We start from the raw sequence: 13,628 nt of genomic DNA, 5'->3' as shown, positions 1-13,628 counted from the left end.
CACTCCTACTTCCCGATGCAGAACTGGCCGAAGATCACATCCAGATAGTCTTCTGAACCGATTCGGCCAAACAAACGATCAAGTGATGCGGCAGCCGATCTGATGTGTTCAGCAGCCAGTTCAGCGGGCAAGCCATGCAGACCAGACAAGGAAAACACTGCGGACTCAATTTCGGTGCGCTGCCGATGATGACTTATGACCCCGGCCTGGCCAACCCGTTGCCGAAGCTTTTTTGACAGATCCGCAAGCAACGCGTCTAGTCCCTCGCCCGTCAACGCCGATAGTCCATTCGTCCCTGAACCAAGATCAGCCTTGCTGCGTACGGAAATATCACCGTCCTGCCACAAGTCTCCGACTGGCTGCCCACCCGGCGACAGATGGATGCGAAGGTCAGCACACCGTGCTCGATCCTTCGCCAAGCCTATGCCGATTTCCTCAATGGAATCAGTTGCCTCCCGGATACCCGCCGTATCCAGGAACGTCACCGCCAAGCCGTCAAGATCATAGCGCATCTCGATGACATCTCGCGTGGTGCCGGCAACATCCGACACAATCGCGACCGTCCGATCAGCCAGCCGGTTCATCAATGTGGATTTGCCCGCATTCGGAGGCCCGATGATTGCCACCTCAAATCCCAGACGTACGCGTTCAGCCGCCCGAAAACCGTTCAACTCTCGTTGCAATTCGCGGATTAACTGATCCGCCAGATCGAACACCTCAGCCGGAATCTCTTCTGGCACATCCTCATCGGCAAAGTCGACGCTGACTTCGATCAAGGCCCCTGCCCTGATCAGTTTTTCGCGCCATTCGGCGGCACGTTTCGCAAGCTCACCACTGGCAGTCCGCATCGCAAGCTGCCTCTGCGCTTCCGTCTCGGCCGCCAGAAGATCCCCCAGTCCTTCGACCTCGACCAAATCCATACGTCCGTTCAACAACGCACGTCGACTGAACTCACCCGGTTGCGCCAAACGGGCACCGCCCCGCTGCAGCGCATGGGCGACCCGACGCGCCACCACCGGCGCGCCGTGCAGATGCAGTTCGACGCATTCTTCTCCTGTGAAACTTGCGCCCGGCTCAAAGCGGATCAGGACAGCCTGATCAAGAACTTCCCCATCCTCCACCAACCGCCGCAGGTAACTCCGCCGTGCTTCCGGCAACGCTCCACCCAGACGCTCAGCCAGATGCCGTGCGCCTTCCCCACTCAGCCTCACAATGGAAACGCCACCCCGCCCGGGCGGAGTGGCTTCGGCGTAGATCAGGTCCATTTCAGCCCCGTCAGGCGTTCATAGAATCGAAGAATTCACCGTTGCTCTTTGTCTGCTTCAGCTTCGAGATCAGGAATTCGATTGCATCCGTCGTGCCCATCGGGTTGAGGATGCGCCGCAGCAGATAAGTCTTCTGCAGATCCTTCGCATCCACAAGCAACTCTTCCTTCCGCGTGCCGGATTTGAGGATATCCATCGCCGGGAAGACGCGCTTGTCGGCGACCTTGCGGTCCAGCACGATCTCGCTGTTGCCGGTGCCCTTGAACTCCTCGAAGATCACCTCGTCCATCCGCGAACCGGTGTCGATCAGCGCCGTGGCAATGATCGTCAGGCTGCCGCCTTCCTCGATATTGCGCGCCGCACCAAAGAACCGCTTGGGCCGCTGCAACGCATTCGCATCGACACCACCCGTCAGAACCTTGCCCGAGCTTGGAACGACCGTGTTGAAGGCCCTACCAAGCCTTGTGATCGAATCAAGCAAGATCACAACATCTCGTTTATGCTCGACCAAGCGCTTGGCCTTCTCGATCACCATTTCCGACACCGCGACGTGGCGGCTGGCCGGTTCGTCAAAGGTCGAGGACACGACCTCGCCCTTGACCGAACGCTGCATGTCGGTGACCTCTTCCGGCCGCTCGTCGATCAGCAACACGATCAGGTAGCATTCCGGGTGATTGCGTTCGATCGAATGGGCAATGTTCTGCAACAGCACGGTCTTGCCGGTGCGCGGTGGTGCCACGATCAGCGAACGCTGGCCCTTCCCGATCGGCGCAACCAGATCGATGATCCGCGCGCTGCGATCCTTGATGGTCGGGTCCTCGATCTCCATCTTCAGCCGCTCATCGGGATAAAGCGGCGTCAGGTTGTCAAAGGCGACCTTGTGACGCGCCTTTTCCGGATCCTCGAAATTGATCCGCTCGACCCTGGTTAGCGCAAAATAACGCTCGTTCTCGCCGGGGGCGCGGATCACACCCTCGACCGTGTCTCCGGTGCGCAACGAATGCTGCCGGATCATGTCGGGACTGACATAGATGTCGTCCGGGCCCGGCAGATAGTTCGCCTCGGTCGAGCGCAGAAAGCCGAAACCGTCCTGAACGACCTCAAGAACGCCCTCGCCGCCGATGTCCCAACCTTCCTCGGCATGTTCCTTGAGGATCGAGAACATCATCTCGCCCTTGCGCATGGTCGAGGCGTTCTCGATCTCCCATTCCTCTGCCATCGACAGCAGATCAGCCGGGCTCTTGGCCTTCAGCTCGGACAGGTTAAGGCGTTCTTCGGTCATGCGTCTGCAATCTTTCGCTGGCGCTGGCCGAGGCTGCGCAAGGAGGATGATCGTCGGAGAATCCCGCACCGGACGGCCGGGTTTGACGGGGCACATACGCGCCAACCGGCCATGAGTCAATCTTGGGCATCAGAACTTGATGATCACCGCACTGACGATCGCCACCATCAACAGGGTCGGAACCTCGTTCATCATCCGGTAATGACGCCCTTTCTTCGCCTCGCCAGCGGTCAGGCGCCGTGTTTCGCGCACGCACCAGACATGGAACACCGTCATACCCAGAACCCCGGCTGCCTTGACCCAGGGCCATGTGAAATCCCAGCCGACAATTCCGGGAACCGAGACCAACGTGAGGCCACTCAACCAAGTGGCGATCATAGCGGGGCGCATGATCAGCCGCATCAGCTTGTCTTCCATGATCAGAAAGCTCGCCACGGGCTCGGCCTGCCCGGCATTGCGTTCCGAATGATAGACGAAAAGTCTGGGCAGATAGAACAGGGCCGCCATCCAGGCGATCACGGACATCACGTGAAACGCCTTCACGTAGGGATAGATCAGCACAAGCAAGTCCAGCATCGGAACCTCTTTCTTCTTCACTTAATATAAGAAGGAAAGAAAAGGATGTTGTAGATGTAGGGCCTGTGCATAGCGGGATTGAGGCAAAAGACCCACGGAAATCCCCAGATCGGGCCGATGTGGACATATTCCTATAATGCCGTCAGGGGAAGAAAAAAATCCATTTAATTCAATAACCAATCCTGTGGATAAGTTAGGGGACAGATTTCGCGGTCCTGCTCTTTCCACAGATCGGGCGGATTGTCGTTGTGTCCTGTCCACCTGTGGATCGCCGCCATGCGTTCCTGCTTTGTCCGGCGCGGAATTCGGGCGCTCTCGGGTCGCACCCGATTCCTGCCCACGATTCGACCCGATTCCCGCGCAGATTCGTCCACAGCCTGCGCCGTCCTTGCCACAGCGCGACCACTGTGCACGTTCAGCAGGCTTTCTTCCCGCGCTGAAGCCGCTTAACCTGCCGACATGTCAACACATTCAGAGCACGCGATGTCAGAAGAGGCCACAATCCGGCACGCACCCCTGGCGGGGGTGATCGGAATGCCGATCGCGCATTCACGCTCGCCCAAGCTTCACGGGCACTGGCTGCGCCGGTATGGCCTGCCGGGACATTATATCCCGATCCCCGTCCTGCCCGAACATCTGGCCGAGGTGCTGCGCGTTCTGCCGCAAGCCGGCTTCGTCGGCGTGAACGTCACGATCCCGCATAAAGAGGCCGTTCTGACCCTGGCCGACACCGTGACCGACCGCGCGGCCCTGATCGGTGCGGCGAACACGCTGATCTTTCGCCCTGACGGCAAAATCCACGCGGATAATACCGATGGTTACGGCTTCATCGCCAACCTGCGCCAGAACGCCCCCGATTGGCAGCCCGAGGCCGGTCCCGCCGCGATCATCGGCGCGGGGGGCGCCGCGCGTGCGGTTGTCGCCTCGCTGCTGGATTCCGGCGTTCCCGAACTGCGGATCGCGAACCGGACCCGGCTGCGGGCCGAACAGATCAAGGCCGAGTTCGGCGCGCGCCTTGTCGTCTATGAATGGGCGCAACTGGGCAACATGGTGGACGGCGCGGCGACCGTCGTGAACGCGACCTCTCTGGGGATGGAGGGCAAGCAGCCGCTTCGGGTGCCGCTGGACGCGCTGTCGCCTGATGCGCTGGTCACCGATCTGGTCTATACGCCCCTGATGACCCCCCTTCTGATCGAGGCGCAGGAACGTGGTTGCCGCATCGTGGACGGACTCGGCATGCTTCTGCATCAGGCCGCGCCCGGTTTCGAACGCTGGTTCGGCCACCGCCCCGAGGTCGATGACGAAACCCGCCAGGTCGTTCTGGGATGAGCTATCGTCTGGGCCTGACCGGCAGCATCGGCATGGGCAAATCCACCACCGCCGCGATGTTCCGCGATCTGGGTCACCCGGTCTGGGACGCGGATCAGGCTGTCCATCGGCTCTATGCAGCGGGCGGTGCGGCGGTCCAGCCGATCCGGGATGTGTTTCCGGACTGCATCACCGACGGCGCCGTGGATCGCGTTCTTCTGAAACAGGCCCTTGCCGCCGATCCCGGCGCGCTGGAGCGGCTCGAGGCGATCGTGCATCCGCTGGTCGCCGCCGACCGGGCGGCCTTCATCGCCGATCACCCCGAGGCGCCGCTGATCGTGCTGGACATCCCGCTTCTGTTCGAGACCGGGCGCGATCCCTCGCTTGATGGCGTCGCGGTGGTCTCGACCGATGCGGAAACGCAGCGCGCCCGCGTTCTGGCGCGGCCCGGCATGACGCCACAGATGCTGGACATGATCCTGTCGCGCCAGATGCCCGATGCCGAAAAGCGTGCCCGCGCCGATTGGGTCATTCCGACCGACGACCTGACCACCACCCGACAGGCCGTCCTGTCCCTGATCGAGGATATCCGCTCTCATGCGTGAGATCGTGCTGGACACCGAAACCACCGGCTTCGAGGCCGAGGGCGCCGACCGCATCGTCGAGATCGGGGCGCTGGAACTGGTCAACCACCTGCCCACCGGCCGCACCTTTCACGTCTATATCAACCCCGAACGCGCCATGCCGAAAGAGGCGTTCGAGGTTCACGGCCTTGGCGATGATTTCCTGCGCAACAAGCCGAAATTCGCGCAGGTCGCCCGCGATTTTCTGGACTTCATCGGCACGGATTCGCGGCTGGTGATCCATAACGCGACCTTCGACATGCGCTTCCTGAATGCCGAACTGACCCGCGCGGGCCATCCGGCCCTGCCCATGTCGCGCGCGCTGGACACGCTTGAAATCGCCCGGCGGCGCTTTCCCGGCTCGCCCGCGACTCTGGACGCGCTGTGCCGCCGCTTTGGCGTGGACAATTCGGGCCGCGAATTGCACGGCGCGCTTCTGGATTCCGAATTGCTGGCCGAGGTCTATCTGGAACTGGTCGGCGGCCGGCAGCCCGATCTGGTGCTGGTCGGCCCGTCGGGCGCGCAACCCGGTGCGCCGGGCACGCGGACGCAAAGCCGCGGCGCAAGGCCCCGCCCCCTGCCCCCACGCCTGACCGAGGCCGAGGCCGAGGCCCACGCCGCCTTTGTCGGCAAGCTGGGCGAAGGCGCGGTCTGGCTGCGCTACAGCGACGCGTAACCCCGGCAGGTCACTGGACCATTGCGGCCCGGTCCCATGTTCCGGCATGGTCGGGAAAACAGGGCAGGTGCCGATGCTGACGATGCTGCGCGAATTTTGGTCGTTCTGGGCCGCCATCCTCGAACGGATGGACAAGACCCACATGACGCTGATCGCGGCGGGCGTGGCCTTCTACGCCATGTTCGCCGTCTTTCCCGGACTTGGCGCCATCGTCGCGCTCTGGAGCCTGTGGTTCGATCCGGCCGTCGTGCTGACCTATCTGGATGTCGCGCATGAGTTCATTCCCGGCGGCGCGGCCGAGATCGTGGACGATCAGGTCCTGTCCCTGACCGAGGGCGGGCAGACTGCCATCGGCTGGACCTCTTTCCTGTCCTTCCTGATCGCCACCATCGCGGCACGGGCGGGGGTGGATGCGCTGATCCGGGGGCTGAACGCGGCTTATGGCGTGCGCGCGCATTCCACGATCTTCGGCTTTCTTCTGGCCTATCTGCTGACGCTGGTGATCGTGGGGATCTCGCTGGCGGGGCTGGCGACCATCCTGATCGTGCCGATCCTGCTGAATTTCTTCGTCTTTGCCCCGGTCCGCGGGCTGCTTGTCACCGCGCTGCCCTGGGTGGGGATGTATGTGCTGGTGATCGTCACCATCGGCATCCTCTACCGCTATGGGCCGAACGTGAAGAGACCGCGGACGCCGATCTTCACCGTCGGCGCGTTCTTTGCCGCGCTTCTGTGGTCGGCGGGGTCGATCGCCTTTTCGGCCTATCTGTCCAGCTTCAACAGCTACAACCGGATCTATGGCTCGATCGGAACGGTGGTGGCGCTGCTGATGTGGTTCTATCTGGCGGGTTTCTCGGTCCTGCTGGGCGCGCTGATCAATGTCGAGCGCGCCCGCAGGCGCCGGATACGCGAGGTCCGCGCCCTGCGCCGGCACGCGGATGCGGCCGGGCAGGACAGCGCGGGGCGGTGATCAGGCCTCCAGCCCCTCGGTCGAGGCGAAGAACATCGCCTGACTGACGGCGGAACGCACCTGTTCCTCGCTGTAGGGTTTCGAGATCAGGAACGCCGGTTCGGGACGCTCGCCTGTCAGCAGGCGTTCCGGGAAGGCGGTGATGAAGATCACCGGAATCTCGCCCATGTCGCGCAGCAATTCGTTCACCGCATCGACCCCGGACGAGCCGTCGGCCAGCTGGATATCGGCCAGGATCAGGTCGGGGCGATGCTTGCCCGCCAGGTCGATCGCCGCCGCATGGGTGCGGGCGACACCCGTGACCTCGTGGCCCATCGCCTGGACGATGCCTTTCAGGTCCATCGCGATGATCATCTCATCCTCGATCACCATGACCTTGCCGCGGATCGCGCTGCCCATCTCGTTCAGGGCGATCTGGACCAGTTCCTCGGCCTCGGAGGGTTCGACCTGCATCACGCGGGCGATCTGGTCGGGGCGCAGCTCCTCGATGGTGCGCAGCAGCAGCGCCTCGCGGGAATTGGGCGTCAGGCCGCGCAGGTGATCCTGGGCGCGACGCTCGCGCGAGGACAGGTCGTGATCCTCGACCGGCTGGCCCGAGCTTTGCCAGATGACGTGAAAGGTCCGGAACAGGCCGATGCGGATGTCATCTTCGCCCTCCAGCACCGAACGGTCGGTCAGGATCGCCTCCAGCGTGGCGGCGGCGTAATTGTCGCCAGCGGTTTGACTGCCGGTCAGCGCACGCGCGTAGCGGCGCAGAAAGGGCAGCTCGCGCCCGATGGATTGGGCCAGATCGGCAGCGGTCATGGAACAGTCCTCATATTTCGCAACTTGCAAGGAACTAATCTGACGACCTATCGGTTGCATCACGTGCGCACAAGATTTTCAGGACCAGCAACACAATGCCAGCCAAACGCGACGACCGTCGGAGAGCAGCGGTGGAGAAGCAGATAGACGAGAACCTCAAGCGGGTCTACGAACAGGACGCCACGGACGAGATCCCCGACCGCTTTCTGGAGCTTCTCCAGAAACTGAAGGACCAGAAATGAGATCCGGCGCCCCCGCGCTGAGGCACAAGGCCATCCTATGAGCAAACCCCTTCAGGACGATCCGCGGGACCAGCTGGTCTCTCACCTGCCGGCGTTGCGGGCCTTCGCCCTGTCGTTGACGCGCGAGGGGGCTGCGGCCGACGATCTGGTGCAGGACACCATCGTCAAGGCCTGGACCAACATGGACAAGTTCCAGGCGGGCACCAATCTGCGGGCGTGGCTGTTCACGATCCTGCGCAACACCTTCTATTCGTCGCGCCGCAAGACCAAGCGCGAGGTCAGCGATACCGACGGGCTGCACGCCGCGCGGCAGGCGACCAAGCCCGACCATGACGGGCGTCTGGCCATGAACGATTTCCGGGCGGCCTTTGCGCTGCTGCCGGACGAGCAGCGCGAGGCGCTGATCCTTGTCGGGGCCTCTGGTTTCTCCTACGAGGAGGCGGCTAGCATGACCGGCGTCGCCGTCGGCACGGTCAAGTCGCGCGCCAATCGCGGGCGCCGCAAGCTGGCAGAGCTGCTGCACCTTGCGGACGGAGAGGAAATGCAGATGACCGACCAGGCCACTCTGGCCGTGATGGCCCAGAACCACGCCGCGTCCCGCTGAACGGGCGGGATCATGCGCAGGATCACGGAACGGCTGGATTTCACGCGTCGCCTGGGCTTTCGCCTGGGCGCGCTGCTGTCCATCGCGATCCTGCCCATTGGTTTGATCTCGCTGATCCAGAACCTGCACCTGTCGCGCGAGGCCGAGCGCAGCGCCGAACTGGCGCTCTTGGGCCGCACCGCATCGGCGGCGGCGGGCGAGCGCGCGTTGCTGCAAAGCGCCTTCGGCTCCGCCGAGGCACTTGGCCCGGCGGTGCTGGAGACGCTGAACCAGCCGCAGCAATGCTCTGACCTGATGCGCAATTTCGTGCAGCGCAGCGCGACCTACATCGCCGCGGCCTTCATACCTGCCGATGGCCTGACGCGCTGCCTGTCGGATGCCGAGCGCCTGCCCGCGCTGGATCTGGGCGCCCTGATTTCGGGCATGGTCGAGCGGCCGACGACGCATGTCGTCTCGCTTCGCGAGGGACCGATCAGCGGCCAGCCCGCTGTGGGGGTGTTTCAACCCCTGTTCAACGGACCGGAATTTCTGGGCTATACCTCGGTCTCGCTCAGCCAGGATCTGCTGCGCTCGACCCATGTCGTGGATGCCGGGACCGAAGGCGCGCATATCATCAGCTTCAACAGCCAGGGCGAATTGCTGACTGCCGACAGCGTGCTGGGCGCCACGGCGGCCTCGATCCTGCCGCGCGGGCTGGATCTGGCGGCGCTGGCGCGGCAGGGCGAGACCTCGTTCCGCGCCCTGTCCGAAGGGGGCGAAAGGCGGGTCTTCACCGTCGTTCCCGTCGTTCCGGGGCAGGTTTATGCCCTTGGCTCATGGACCCCGCGCACGGCGGGGTTCGGTCTGTTCCAGCTGTCGCGCGTGGGTGCGGTCATCCTGCCTGTCGCGCTTTGGGCCGTGTCGCTGGCGGTGGCCTATCTGGCGGTGTTCCGGCTGGTCCTGCGTCATATCAGCGTGCTGCGCGGCCAGATGCGCCGCTTTGCCATCGGCGCCCGTGACACCGCCCCCCCCGTGCTGGAAGACGCGCCGACCGAGATCGCGGATGTCAGCCAGACCTTCCACAACATGGCCCGCATCCTGATCCGCGACGAAGAGGCGATGGAGCGTTCCGTCGCCGAAAAGACCGTCCTGCTGAAAGAGGTCCACCACCGGGTCAAGAACAACCTGCAACTGATCGCCTCGATCATCAACATGCAGAGCCGCCTGATCGACGATCAGGACGCCAAGCGGGTCCTGCGCTCGGTCCAGGACCGGGTTGCGGCGCTGGCGACGATCTATCGCAACCTTTATCAGGCCGAACAGCTGGACGCGGTGCAGGCTGACACGCTTCTGGGCGACATCATCGGGCAGATGGGCAATGTCGCCGCCGCAAGCGGGCGCGATCTGGACATCCGCACCCGGATCGACCCGCTTCGCATGGTGCCCGATCAGGCCGTGCCCTTGACCCTGCTGGCGACCGAGGCCTTCACCAACGCGCTGAAATACGCCCGCCCCCGCCCCGGCGAGGGCCGCCCCCTCGTCACCGTGACACTGACCGAGCCCAGGCCGGGCATCGGGCACCTCGAGGTGACGAACTCGGTCAGCGACATGCCGGTGGCCAGCGCGGGCACCGGTCTGGGGTCGCAGCTGATCGAGGCTTTCGCCATGCAGCTTGAAGCACAGGTCGAACATGACGCGACGCAGGGGATGCACCGCGTCGCGGTCAGCTTCGATCTGGCACGCGGCGGCCAACCCGTCGGCCACGACCCGCGCAAGGTGGTGCTGACCTCGGCCGCGCGGGCGGGGTCACGGCACTAGGCGCTTGCGCCGGTCCGCAACAGGCCTATCTTTCAGCAATGAGCGCCGAACCATCATATGATCTTGCGACCGGCCGTGGCCTGATCGCCTGTCCCAGCTGCGATGCGCTGCATCTGCGCGAGGAGATGGCCCCGGGAGAGACCGCGCGCTGCATCCGCTGCGGCCATGTGCTGGCCAAACCGCGCGAGGGCGCCTTCGGTCAGCTGATCGCACTGGCCTTCACCTCGATGGTGCTGCTGATCGGGGCGGTGTTCTTTCCCTTCCTCGAAGTTTCGACACTTGGCTTCGGCAATGCCAGCTCACTTTTCGACGTGGCTCTGGCCTTTGCCGACGGCGTGCTGCTGCCGCTGGTCGTCGCCGTTCTGGCCATGATCATCGGCCTGCCCATCGCGCGGGCGTTCCTGCTGGTCTATACGCTGGTCCCGCTGGCGCAGGGTCGCCCGCCCCACCGCCACGCCGCCACGGCGTTCCGCTGGTCGGAAGCGCTGCGCCCCTGGTCCATGGCCGAGATCTTCGTGATCGGCACCGCCGTCGCGCTGGTCAAGGTCGCGGGTCTGGCCTCGGTGCATCTGGGGCCGGCCTTCTGGGCCTTCTGCGCGCTGATCTTCGTCAACGTTGCAAGCCGGTCCTTCATGTGCCGCACCTCGATCTGGGACGCGATCGAGCAATCGGGCCAATCCGTCGATGACCGCGACCCCGAAGGCCCCCCGGCCGAGGCGCAGCGCCCTGCCAACCTTGCCGATCCGCAGGCCGGTGCATGAGCGCGCCCACCGAGCCGCAATCGCCGGTCCTGACCGCCCACCGCGCGGGCCTGATCGGCTGCCGGTCCTGCGGGCGCGTCTGGCCGCAGGACGAAACCCATTGCCACCGCTGCGGGGCCGAACTGGTGCCGCCCGACCGGCGCGGCCTGCAAGCCGTCTGGGCCTGGCTGATCGCGGGGCTGATCGCCTATATCCCCGCCAACGTCTTTCCGATGATGAGCACCCAGACCTTTGCCGGGCTGGCGGGCAATTCCGAAGCCACGATCCTCGGCGGCGTGGTCGAGCTGATCCATTACGGCAGCTGGGACATCGCGGTCATCGTCTTTGTGGCCTCGATCATCGTGCCGGTGGGCAAGTTCATCGCCATCGCCTGGCTGGCGGTGGTCGCCGGGCGCCCGGCCAATGTCGATCAGGCGCATACGCGGCTGAAAGTCTACGAGGTCGTCGAATTCATCGGCCGCTGGTCGATGATCGACGTCTTCGTCGTGGCGATCCTGTCGGCTTTGGTGCAGCTTGGCTTCGTCGCCTCGATCAAGCCCGGCCCGGCGGCGGTGTCCTTCGCCCTGTCGGTTGCCTTCACGATGCTTTCCGCGCAAAGCTTTGACGCGCGGCTGATCTGGCGCGGCCTGCCGCTGCGCAGCCGAACCGCCACCGACAGGACCGAATGATGACCGACACCCCCCCGCCCCTGAAACCGGCCAGCCCGGTCCGCAAGACGGCCGCCCGCGCAGCGCAGGCCGGGGTCAACGTGATCTGGCTGGTCCCCATCGTCGCGCTGGTCGTCACGCTTGGCATCGCCTGGAACGCGTTCCGCGACCGGGGCAGCCTGATCCAGATCGAATTCGCGGACGCCACCGGCATCACTGCGGGCGAGACGACGCTGCGCTTCCGCGAGATCATCGTGGGCCGGGTCGAGGCCGTGCAATTCACCGCCGATCTCAGTCGGGTGGTGGTCGATGTCCGCATCAACCGCGACATCGCGGAATATATCGACGACGAGGCCAGTTTCTGGATCGTGCGCCCTCAGGTCACGGCGCAGGGCGTCACGCGGCTGGACACGGTCCTGACCGGCGCCTTCATCGAGGGGTATTGGGACGCCGATGTCAGCGAACCCGCGACCCGCTTCGTCGGGCTGGACCGCCCGCCCCTGATCCGCAACGACCAGCCCGGCACCTGGGTCACGCTGGCCATGGACGAGGCCGACGGCCTGAACGAGGGCGCGCCCGTCCTGTTCCGGGGCGTCGCCGTGGGCCGGATCGAAAATATCCGCCTGGATCCCGGCTCGGACCGGGTGCTGGCCGATGCCTTCGTCGAGGCGCCCCATGATGGCCGACTGACCAGCGCGACGGTGTTCTGGGACACGTCCGGCTTTTCGCTGTCGCTTGGCGCGCAGGGTCTGTCATTCGACGTGAACTCGCTGGCCTCGATCCTTCAGGGCGGGGTCGCCTTTGACACTCTGGCCAGCGGTGGCCGCCCGGTCGAGCCGCAGCAGGTCTTTACCGTCCAGCCCGACGAGGGCACGGCCCGCAACCTGCTGTTCAGCGCCGAGGATGACAGCCAGCCCCTGATGCTGGGCATGATCATCGACGATTCCCTGCGCGGCCTGACACGCGGCGCCGATGTGCAGTTCCAGGGCCTGCGCGTGGGTCAGGTGAACGACCTGGCGGTCATCACCACCGAAGGCCCGGGCGGGCGCCCCGAACTGCGCCAGCTTGTGACGCTGGCGATCCGGCCCGGCCGTCTGGGTCTGGACGACGATGCCGACCCGGCCGATGCGCTGACCTTCCTGACCTCGGCGGTCGAGGACGGGCTGCGCGCCCGCGTCGCCAGCGCCGGTTTCCTTGGCACCTCGCTGATCGTCGAACTGGCCGAGATACCCGACGCGCCCCCGGCAACGATGGATCTTGACGCCCAGCCCAACCCGCTGATCCCCTCGGTCGAGGGCGATCTCGAGGATTTCTCGGCCAGCGCGCAGGGCTTCATCGAACGCATCGGCCGCCTGCCGATCGAGGAATTGATGAATTCGGCCCGCGACATGCTGGACAGCATCACCGCGATCACCAGCGATCAGGACACCCGCGCCATCCCCACCGCCCTGCGCGAGGCGATCGAGGATGGCCGTCTTGCCCTGTCCGACCTGTCAGCGATCACCGCGCAACTGCGCGAGAACAACAGCGGCGAGACGCTGGCCCAGGCGCTGGAAGATGCCTCGGCCGCGTTCCAGGCGGTGTCAGAAGCCGCCGCCGATGTCCCCGAGATGGTGGACCGGATCGACGCCGCTGCCTCTGCGGTCGAGGAATTCGGCTTTGCCGAGGTCAGCGCCCAGGTCGAGGGGATTCTGGCTGATCTGCGCGCCATGCTGGGCAGCGAGGATGCCGAACAGCTGCCGCGCAACCTGTCGAACACGCTTGAGGCCGCGACCGGCCTGCTGAACGACCTGCGCGACGGAAATGCGGCGGGCAACCTGAACAACGCGCTGCGTTCGGCCAGCACCGCGGCGGACGAGATCGCCGCCTCGGTCCAGCAACTGCCGCAGCTGATCCAGCGCCTTCAGGTCGCCGCCACGCGGGCGGATGGTGTCCTGACCAGCTATGGCGACCGGTCGGCCTTCAACAACGAGGTCATCGGCACCCTGCGCGAATTGCGCCGCGCGACCGAGGCTTTCGGGTCACTGGCGCGGATGATCGAACGTAACCCCCGCGCCTTCATTCTGGGACGTTGAC

General features: G+C 64.8%; 14 protein-coding genes. 10 read left to right on the top strand and 4 right to left on the bottom strand.

Annotated features, from left to right (window positions below; genetic code table 11):
* Positions 1–5: 5 nt before the first annotated feature.
* The 3 genes from mnmE to ACTZWU_RS01185 all read right to left on the bottom strand — a co-directional run bounded on the left by mnmE (position 6) and on the right by ACTZWU_RS01185 (position 3,123).
* The gene (mnmE, locus tag ACTZWU_RS01195) at positions 6–1,265 is read right to left on the bottom strand and encodes a tRNA uridine-5-carboxymethylaminomethyl(34) synthesis GTPase MnmE (protein WP_444735525.1); all 1,260 of its coding nucleotides are present in this window, start codon (positions 1,263–1,265) and stop codon (positions 6–8) included.
* Between the two features lie 10 nt (positions 1,266–1,275).
* Positions 1,276–2,547, bottom strand: coding sequence for a transcription termination factor Rho (gene rho, locus ACTZWU_RS01190; RefSeq protein ID WP_444735524.1), 1,272 nt, complete (start codon positions 2,545–2,547; stop codon positions 1,276–1,278).
* A 129-nt stretch (positions 2,548–2,676) separates the two neighbouring features.
* Positions 2,677–3,123 carry a CopD family protein gene (locus ACTZWU_RS01185; protein ID WP_444735523.1) on the bottom strand — a complete coding sequence of 149 codons (447 nt, stop codon included), beginning with the start codon at positions 3,121–3,123 and terminating at the stop codon, positions 2,677–2,679.
* Positions 3,124–3,606: 483 nt separating this feature from the next.
* Between ACTZWU_RS01185 and ACTZWU_RS01180 the strand changes: the two genes are divergently transcribed.
* From ACTZWU_RS01180 to ACTZWU_RS01165, 4 genes are read left to right on the top strand one after another with little or no spacing between them, the layout of a single operon-like run.
* Positions 3,607–4,452, top strand: coding sequence for a shikimate dehydrogenase (locus ACTZWU_RS01180; RefSeq protein WP_444735522.1), 846 nt, complete (start codon positions 3,607–3,609; stop codon positions 4,450–4,452).
* A complete protein-coding gene (coaE, locus tag ACTZWU_RS01175) occupies positions 4,449–5,036 on the top strand; it encodes a dephospho-CoA kinase (protein ID WP_444735521.1) in 588 nt (195 codons plus the stop codon). The genes ACTZWU_RS01180 and coaE overlap by 4 nt, the downstream gene beginning before the upstream one ends.
* Positions 5,029–5,730: a DNA polymerase III subunit epsilon gene (dnaQ, locus tag ACTZWU_RS01170; RefSeq protein ID WP_444735520.1), complete on the top strand. Its 702-nt coding sequence runs from the start codon at positions 5,029–5,031 to the stop codon at positions 5,728–5,730. The genes coaE and dnaQ overlap by 8 nt, the downstream gene beginning before the upstream one ends.
* A 46-nt stretch (positions 5,731–5,776) precedes the next feature.
* Entirely contained in the window at positions 5,777–6,697 is a 921-nt protein-coding gene (locus ACTZWU_RS01165) for a YihY/virulence factor BrkB family protein (RefSeq protein ID WP_444735519.1), read from the top strand.
* Here the strand turns inward: ACTZWU_RS01165 and ACTZWU_RS01160 are convergent, their stop codons facing one another.
* Positions 6,698–7,501: a response regulator gene (locus ACTZWU_RS01160; RefSeq protein ID WP_444735518.1), complete on the bottom strand. Its 804-nt coding sequence runs from the start codon at positions 7,499–7,501 to the stop codon at positions 6,698–6,700.
* Between the two features lie 95 nt (positions 7,502–7,596).
* On the opposite strand from ACTZWU_RS01160, the gene ACTZWU_RS01155 reads away from it, so the two are divergent.
* From ACTZWU_RS01155 to ACTZWU_RS01130, 6 genes are read left to right on the top strand one after another with little or no spacing between them, the layout of a single operon-like run.
* Positions 7,597–7,743: a NepR family anti-sigma factor gene (locus tag ACTZWU_RS01155; RefSeq protein WP_444735517.1), complete on the top strand. Its 147-nt coding sequence runs from the start codon at positions 7,597–7,599 to the stop codon at positions 7,741–7,743.
* A gap of 37 nt (positions 7,744–7,780) precedes the next feature.
* Positions 7,781–8,347 carry an RNA polymerase sigma factor gene (locus tag ACTZWU_RS01150; RefSeq protein ID WP_444735516.1) on the top strand — a complete coding sequence of 189 codons (567 nt, stop codon included), beginning with the start codon at positions 7,781–7,783 and terminating at the stop codon, positions 8,345–8,347.
* A 12-nt stretch (positions 8,348–8,359) separates the two neighbouring features.
* The gene (locus ACTZWU_RS01145; protein ID WP_444735515.1) at positions 8,360–10,144 is read left to right on the top strand and encodes a sensor histidine kinase; all 1,785 of its coding nucleotides are present in this window, start codon (positions 8,360–8,362) and stop codon (positions 10,142–10,144) included.
* A 38-nt stretch (positions 10,145–10,182) separates the two neighbouring features.
* The gene (locus ACTZWU_RS01140) at positions 10,183–10,905 is read left to right on the top strand and encodes a paraquat-inducible protein A (RefSeq protein WP_444735514.1); all 723 of its coding nucleotides are present in this window, start codon (positions 10,183–10,185) and stop codon (positions 10,903–10,905) included.
* Entirely contained in the window at positions 10,902–11,573 is a 672-nt protein-coding gene (locus ACTZWU_RS01135) for a paraquat-inducible protein A (RefSeq protein ID WP_444735513.1), read from the top strand. The genes ACTZWU_RS01140 and ACTZWU_RS01135 overlap by 4 nt, the downstream gene beginning before the upstream one ends.
* Positions 11,573–13,627 carry an MlaD family protein gene (locus ACTZWU_RS01130; RefSeq protein WP_444735512.1) on the top strand — a complete coding sequence of 685 codons (2,055 nt, stop codon included), beginning with the start codon at positions 11,573–11,575 and terminating at the stop codon, positions 13,625–13,627. The genes ACTZWU_RS01135 and ACTZWU_RS01130 overlap by 1 nt, the downstream gene beginning before the upstream one ends.
* Position 13,628: the final 1 nt, after the last annotated feature.

It is taken from the genome of Paracoccus sp. NSM, assembly GCF_052379855.1.
Lineage (GTDB): Bacteria > Pseudomonadota > Alphaproteobacteria > Rhodobacterales > Rhodobacteraceae > Paracoccus.
The sequence above is the reverse complement of the archived record's forward strand: the minus strand, read 5'-3'. Positions and strand labels throughout refer to the sequence as shown.

Bases quoted from the DNA above. Each gene is read 5' to 3' on its own strand.
- coaE (WP_444735521.1), top strand. From the start codon at position 4,449: ATGAGCTATCGTCTGGGCCTGACCGGCAGCATCGGCATGGGCAAATCC.
- rho (WP_444735524.1), bottom strand. From the start codon at position 2,547: ATGACCGAAGAACGCCTTAACCTGTCCGAGCTGAAGGCCAAGAGCCCG.
- dnaQ (WP_444735520.1), top strand. From the start codon at position 5,029: ATGCGTGAGATCGTGCTGGACACCGAAACCACCGGCTTCGAGGCCGAG.
- ACTZWU_RS01130 (WP_444735512.1), top strand. From the start codon at position 11,573: ATGACCGACACCCCCCCGCCCCTGAAACCGGCCAGCCCGGTCCGCAAG.
- ACTZWU_RS01145 (WP_444735515.1), top strand. From the start codon at position 8,360: ATGCGCAGGATCACGGAACGGCTGGATTTCACGCGTCGCCTGGGCTTT.
- ACTZWU_RS01160 (WP_444735518.1), bottom strand. From the start codon at position 7,501: ATGACCGCTGCCGATCTGGCCCAATCCATCGGGCGCGAGCTGCCCTTT.
- ACTZWU_RS01135 (WP_444735513.1), top strand. From the start codon at position 10,902: ATGAGCGCGCCCACCGAGCCGCAATCGCCGGTCCTGACCGCCCACCGC.
- ACTZWU_RS01140 (WP_444735514.1), top strand. From the start codon at position 10,183: ATGAGCGCCGAACCATCATATGATCTTGCGACCGGCCGTGGCCTGATC.
- ACTZWU_RS01180 (WP_444735522.1), top strand. From the start codon at position 3,607: ATGTCAGAAGAGGCCACAATCCGGCACGCACCCCTGGCGGGGGTGATC.
- ACTZWU_RS01150 (WP_444735516.1), top strand. From the start codon at position 7,781: ATGAGCAAACCCCTTCAGGACGATCCGCGGGACCAGCTGGTCTCTCAC.
- ACTZWU_RS01185 (WP_444735523.1), bottom strand. From the start codon at position 3,123: ATGCTGGACTTGCTTGTGCTGATCTATCCCTACGTGAAGGCGTTTCAC.
- ACTZWU_RS01165 (WP_444735519.1), top strand. From the start codon at position 5,777: ATGGTCGGGAAAACAGGGCAGGTGCCGATGCTGACGATGCTGCGCGAA.
- ACTZWU_RS01155 (WP_444735517.1), top strand. From the start codon at position 7,597: ATGCCAGCCAAACGCGACGACCGTCGGAGAGCAGCGGTGGAGAAGCAG.
- mnmE (WP_444735525.1), bottom strand. From the start codon at position 1,265: ATGGACCTGATCTACGCCGAAGCCACTCCGCCCGGGCGGGGTGGCGTT.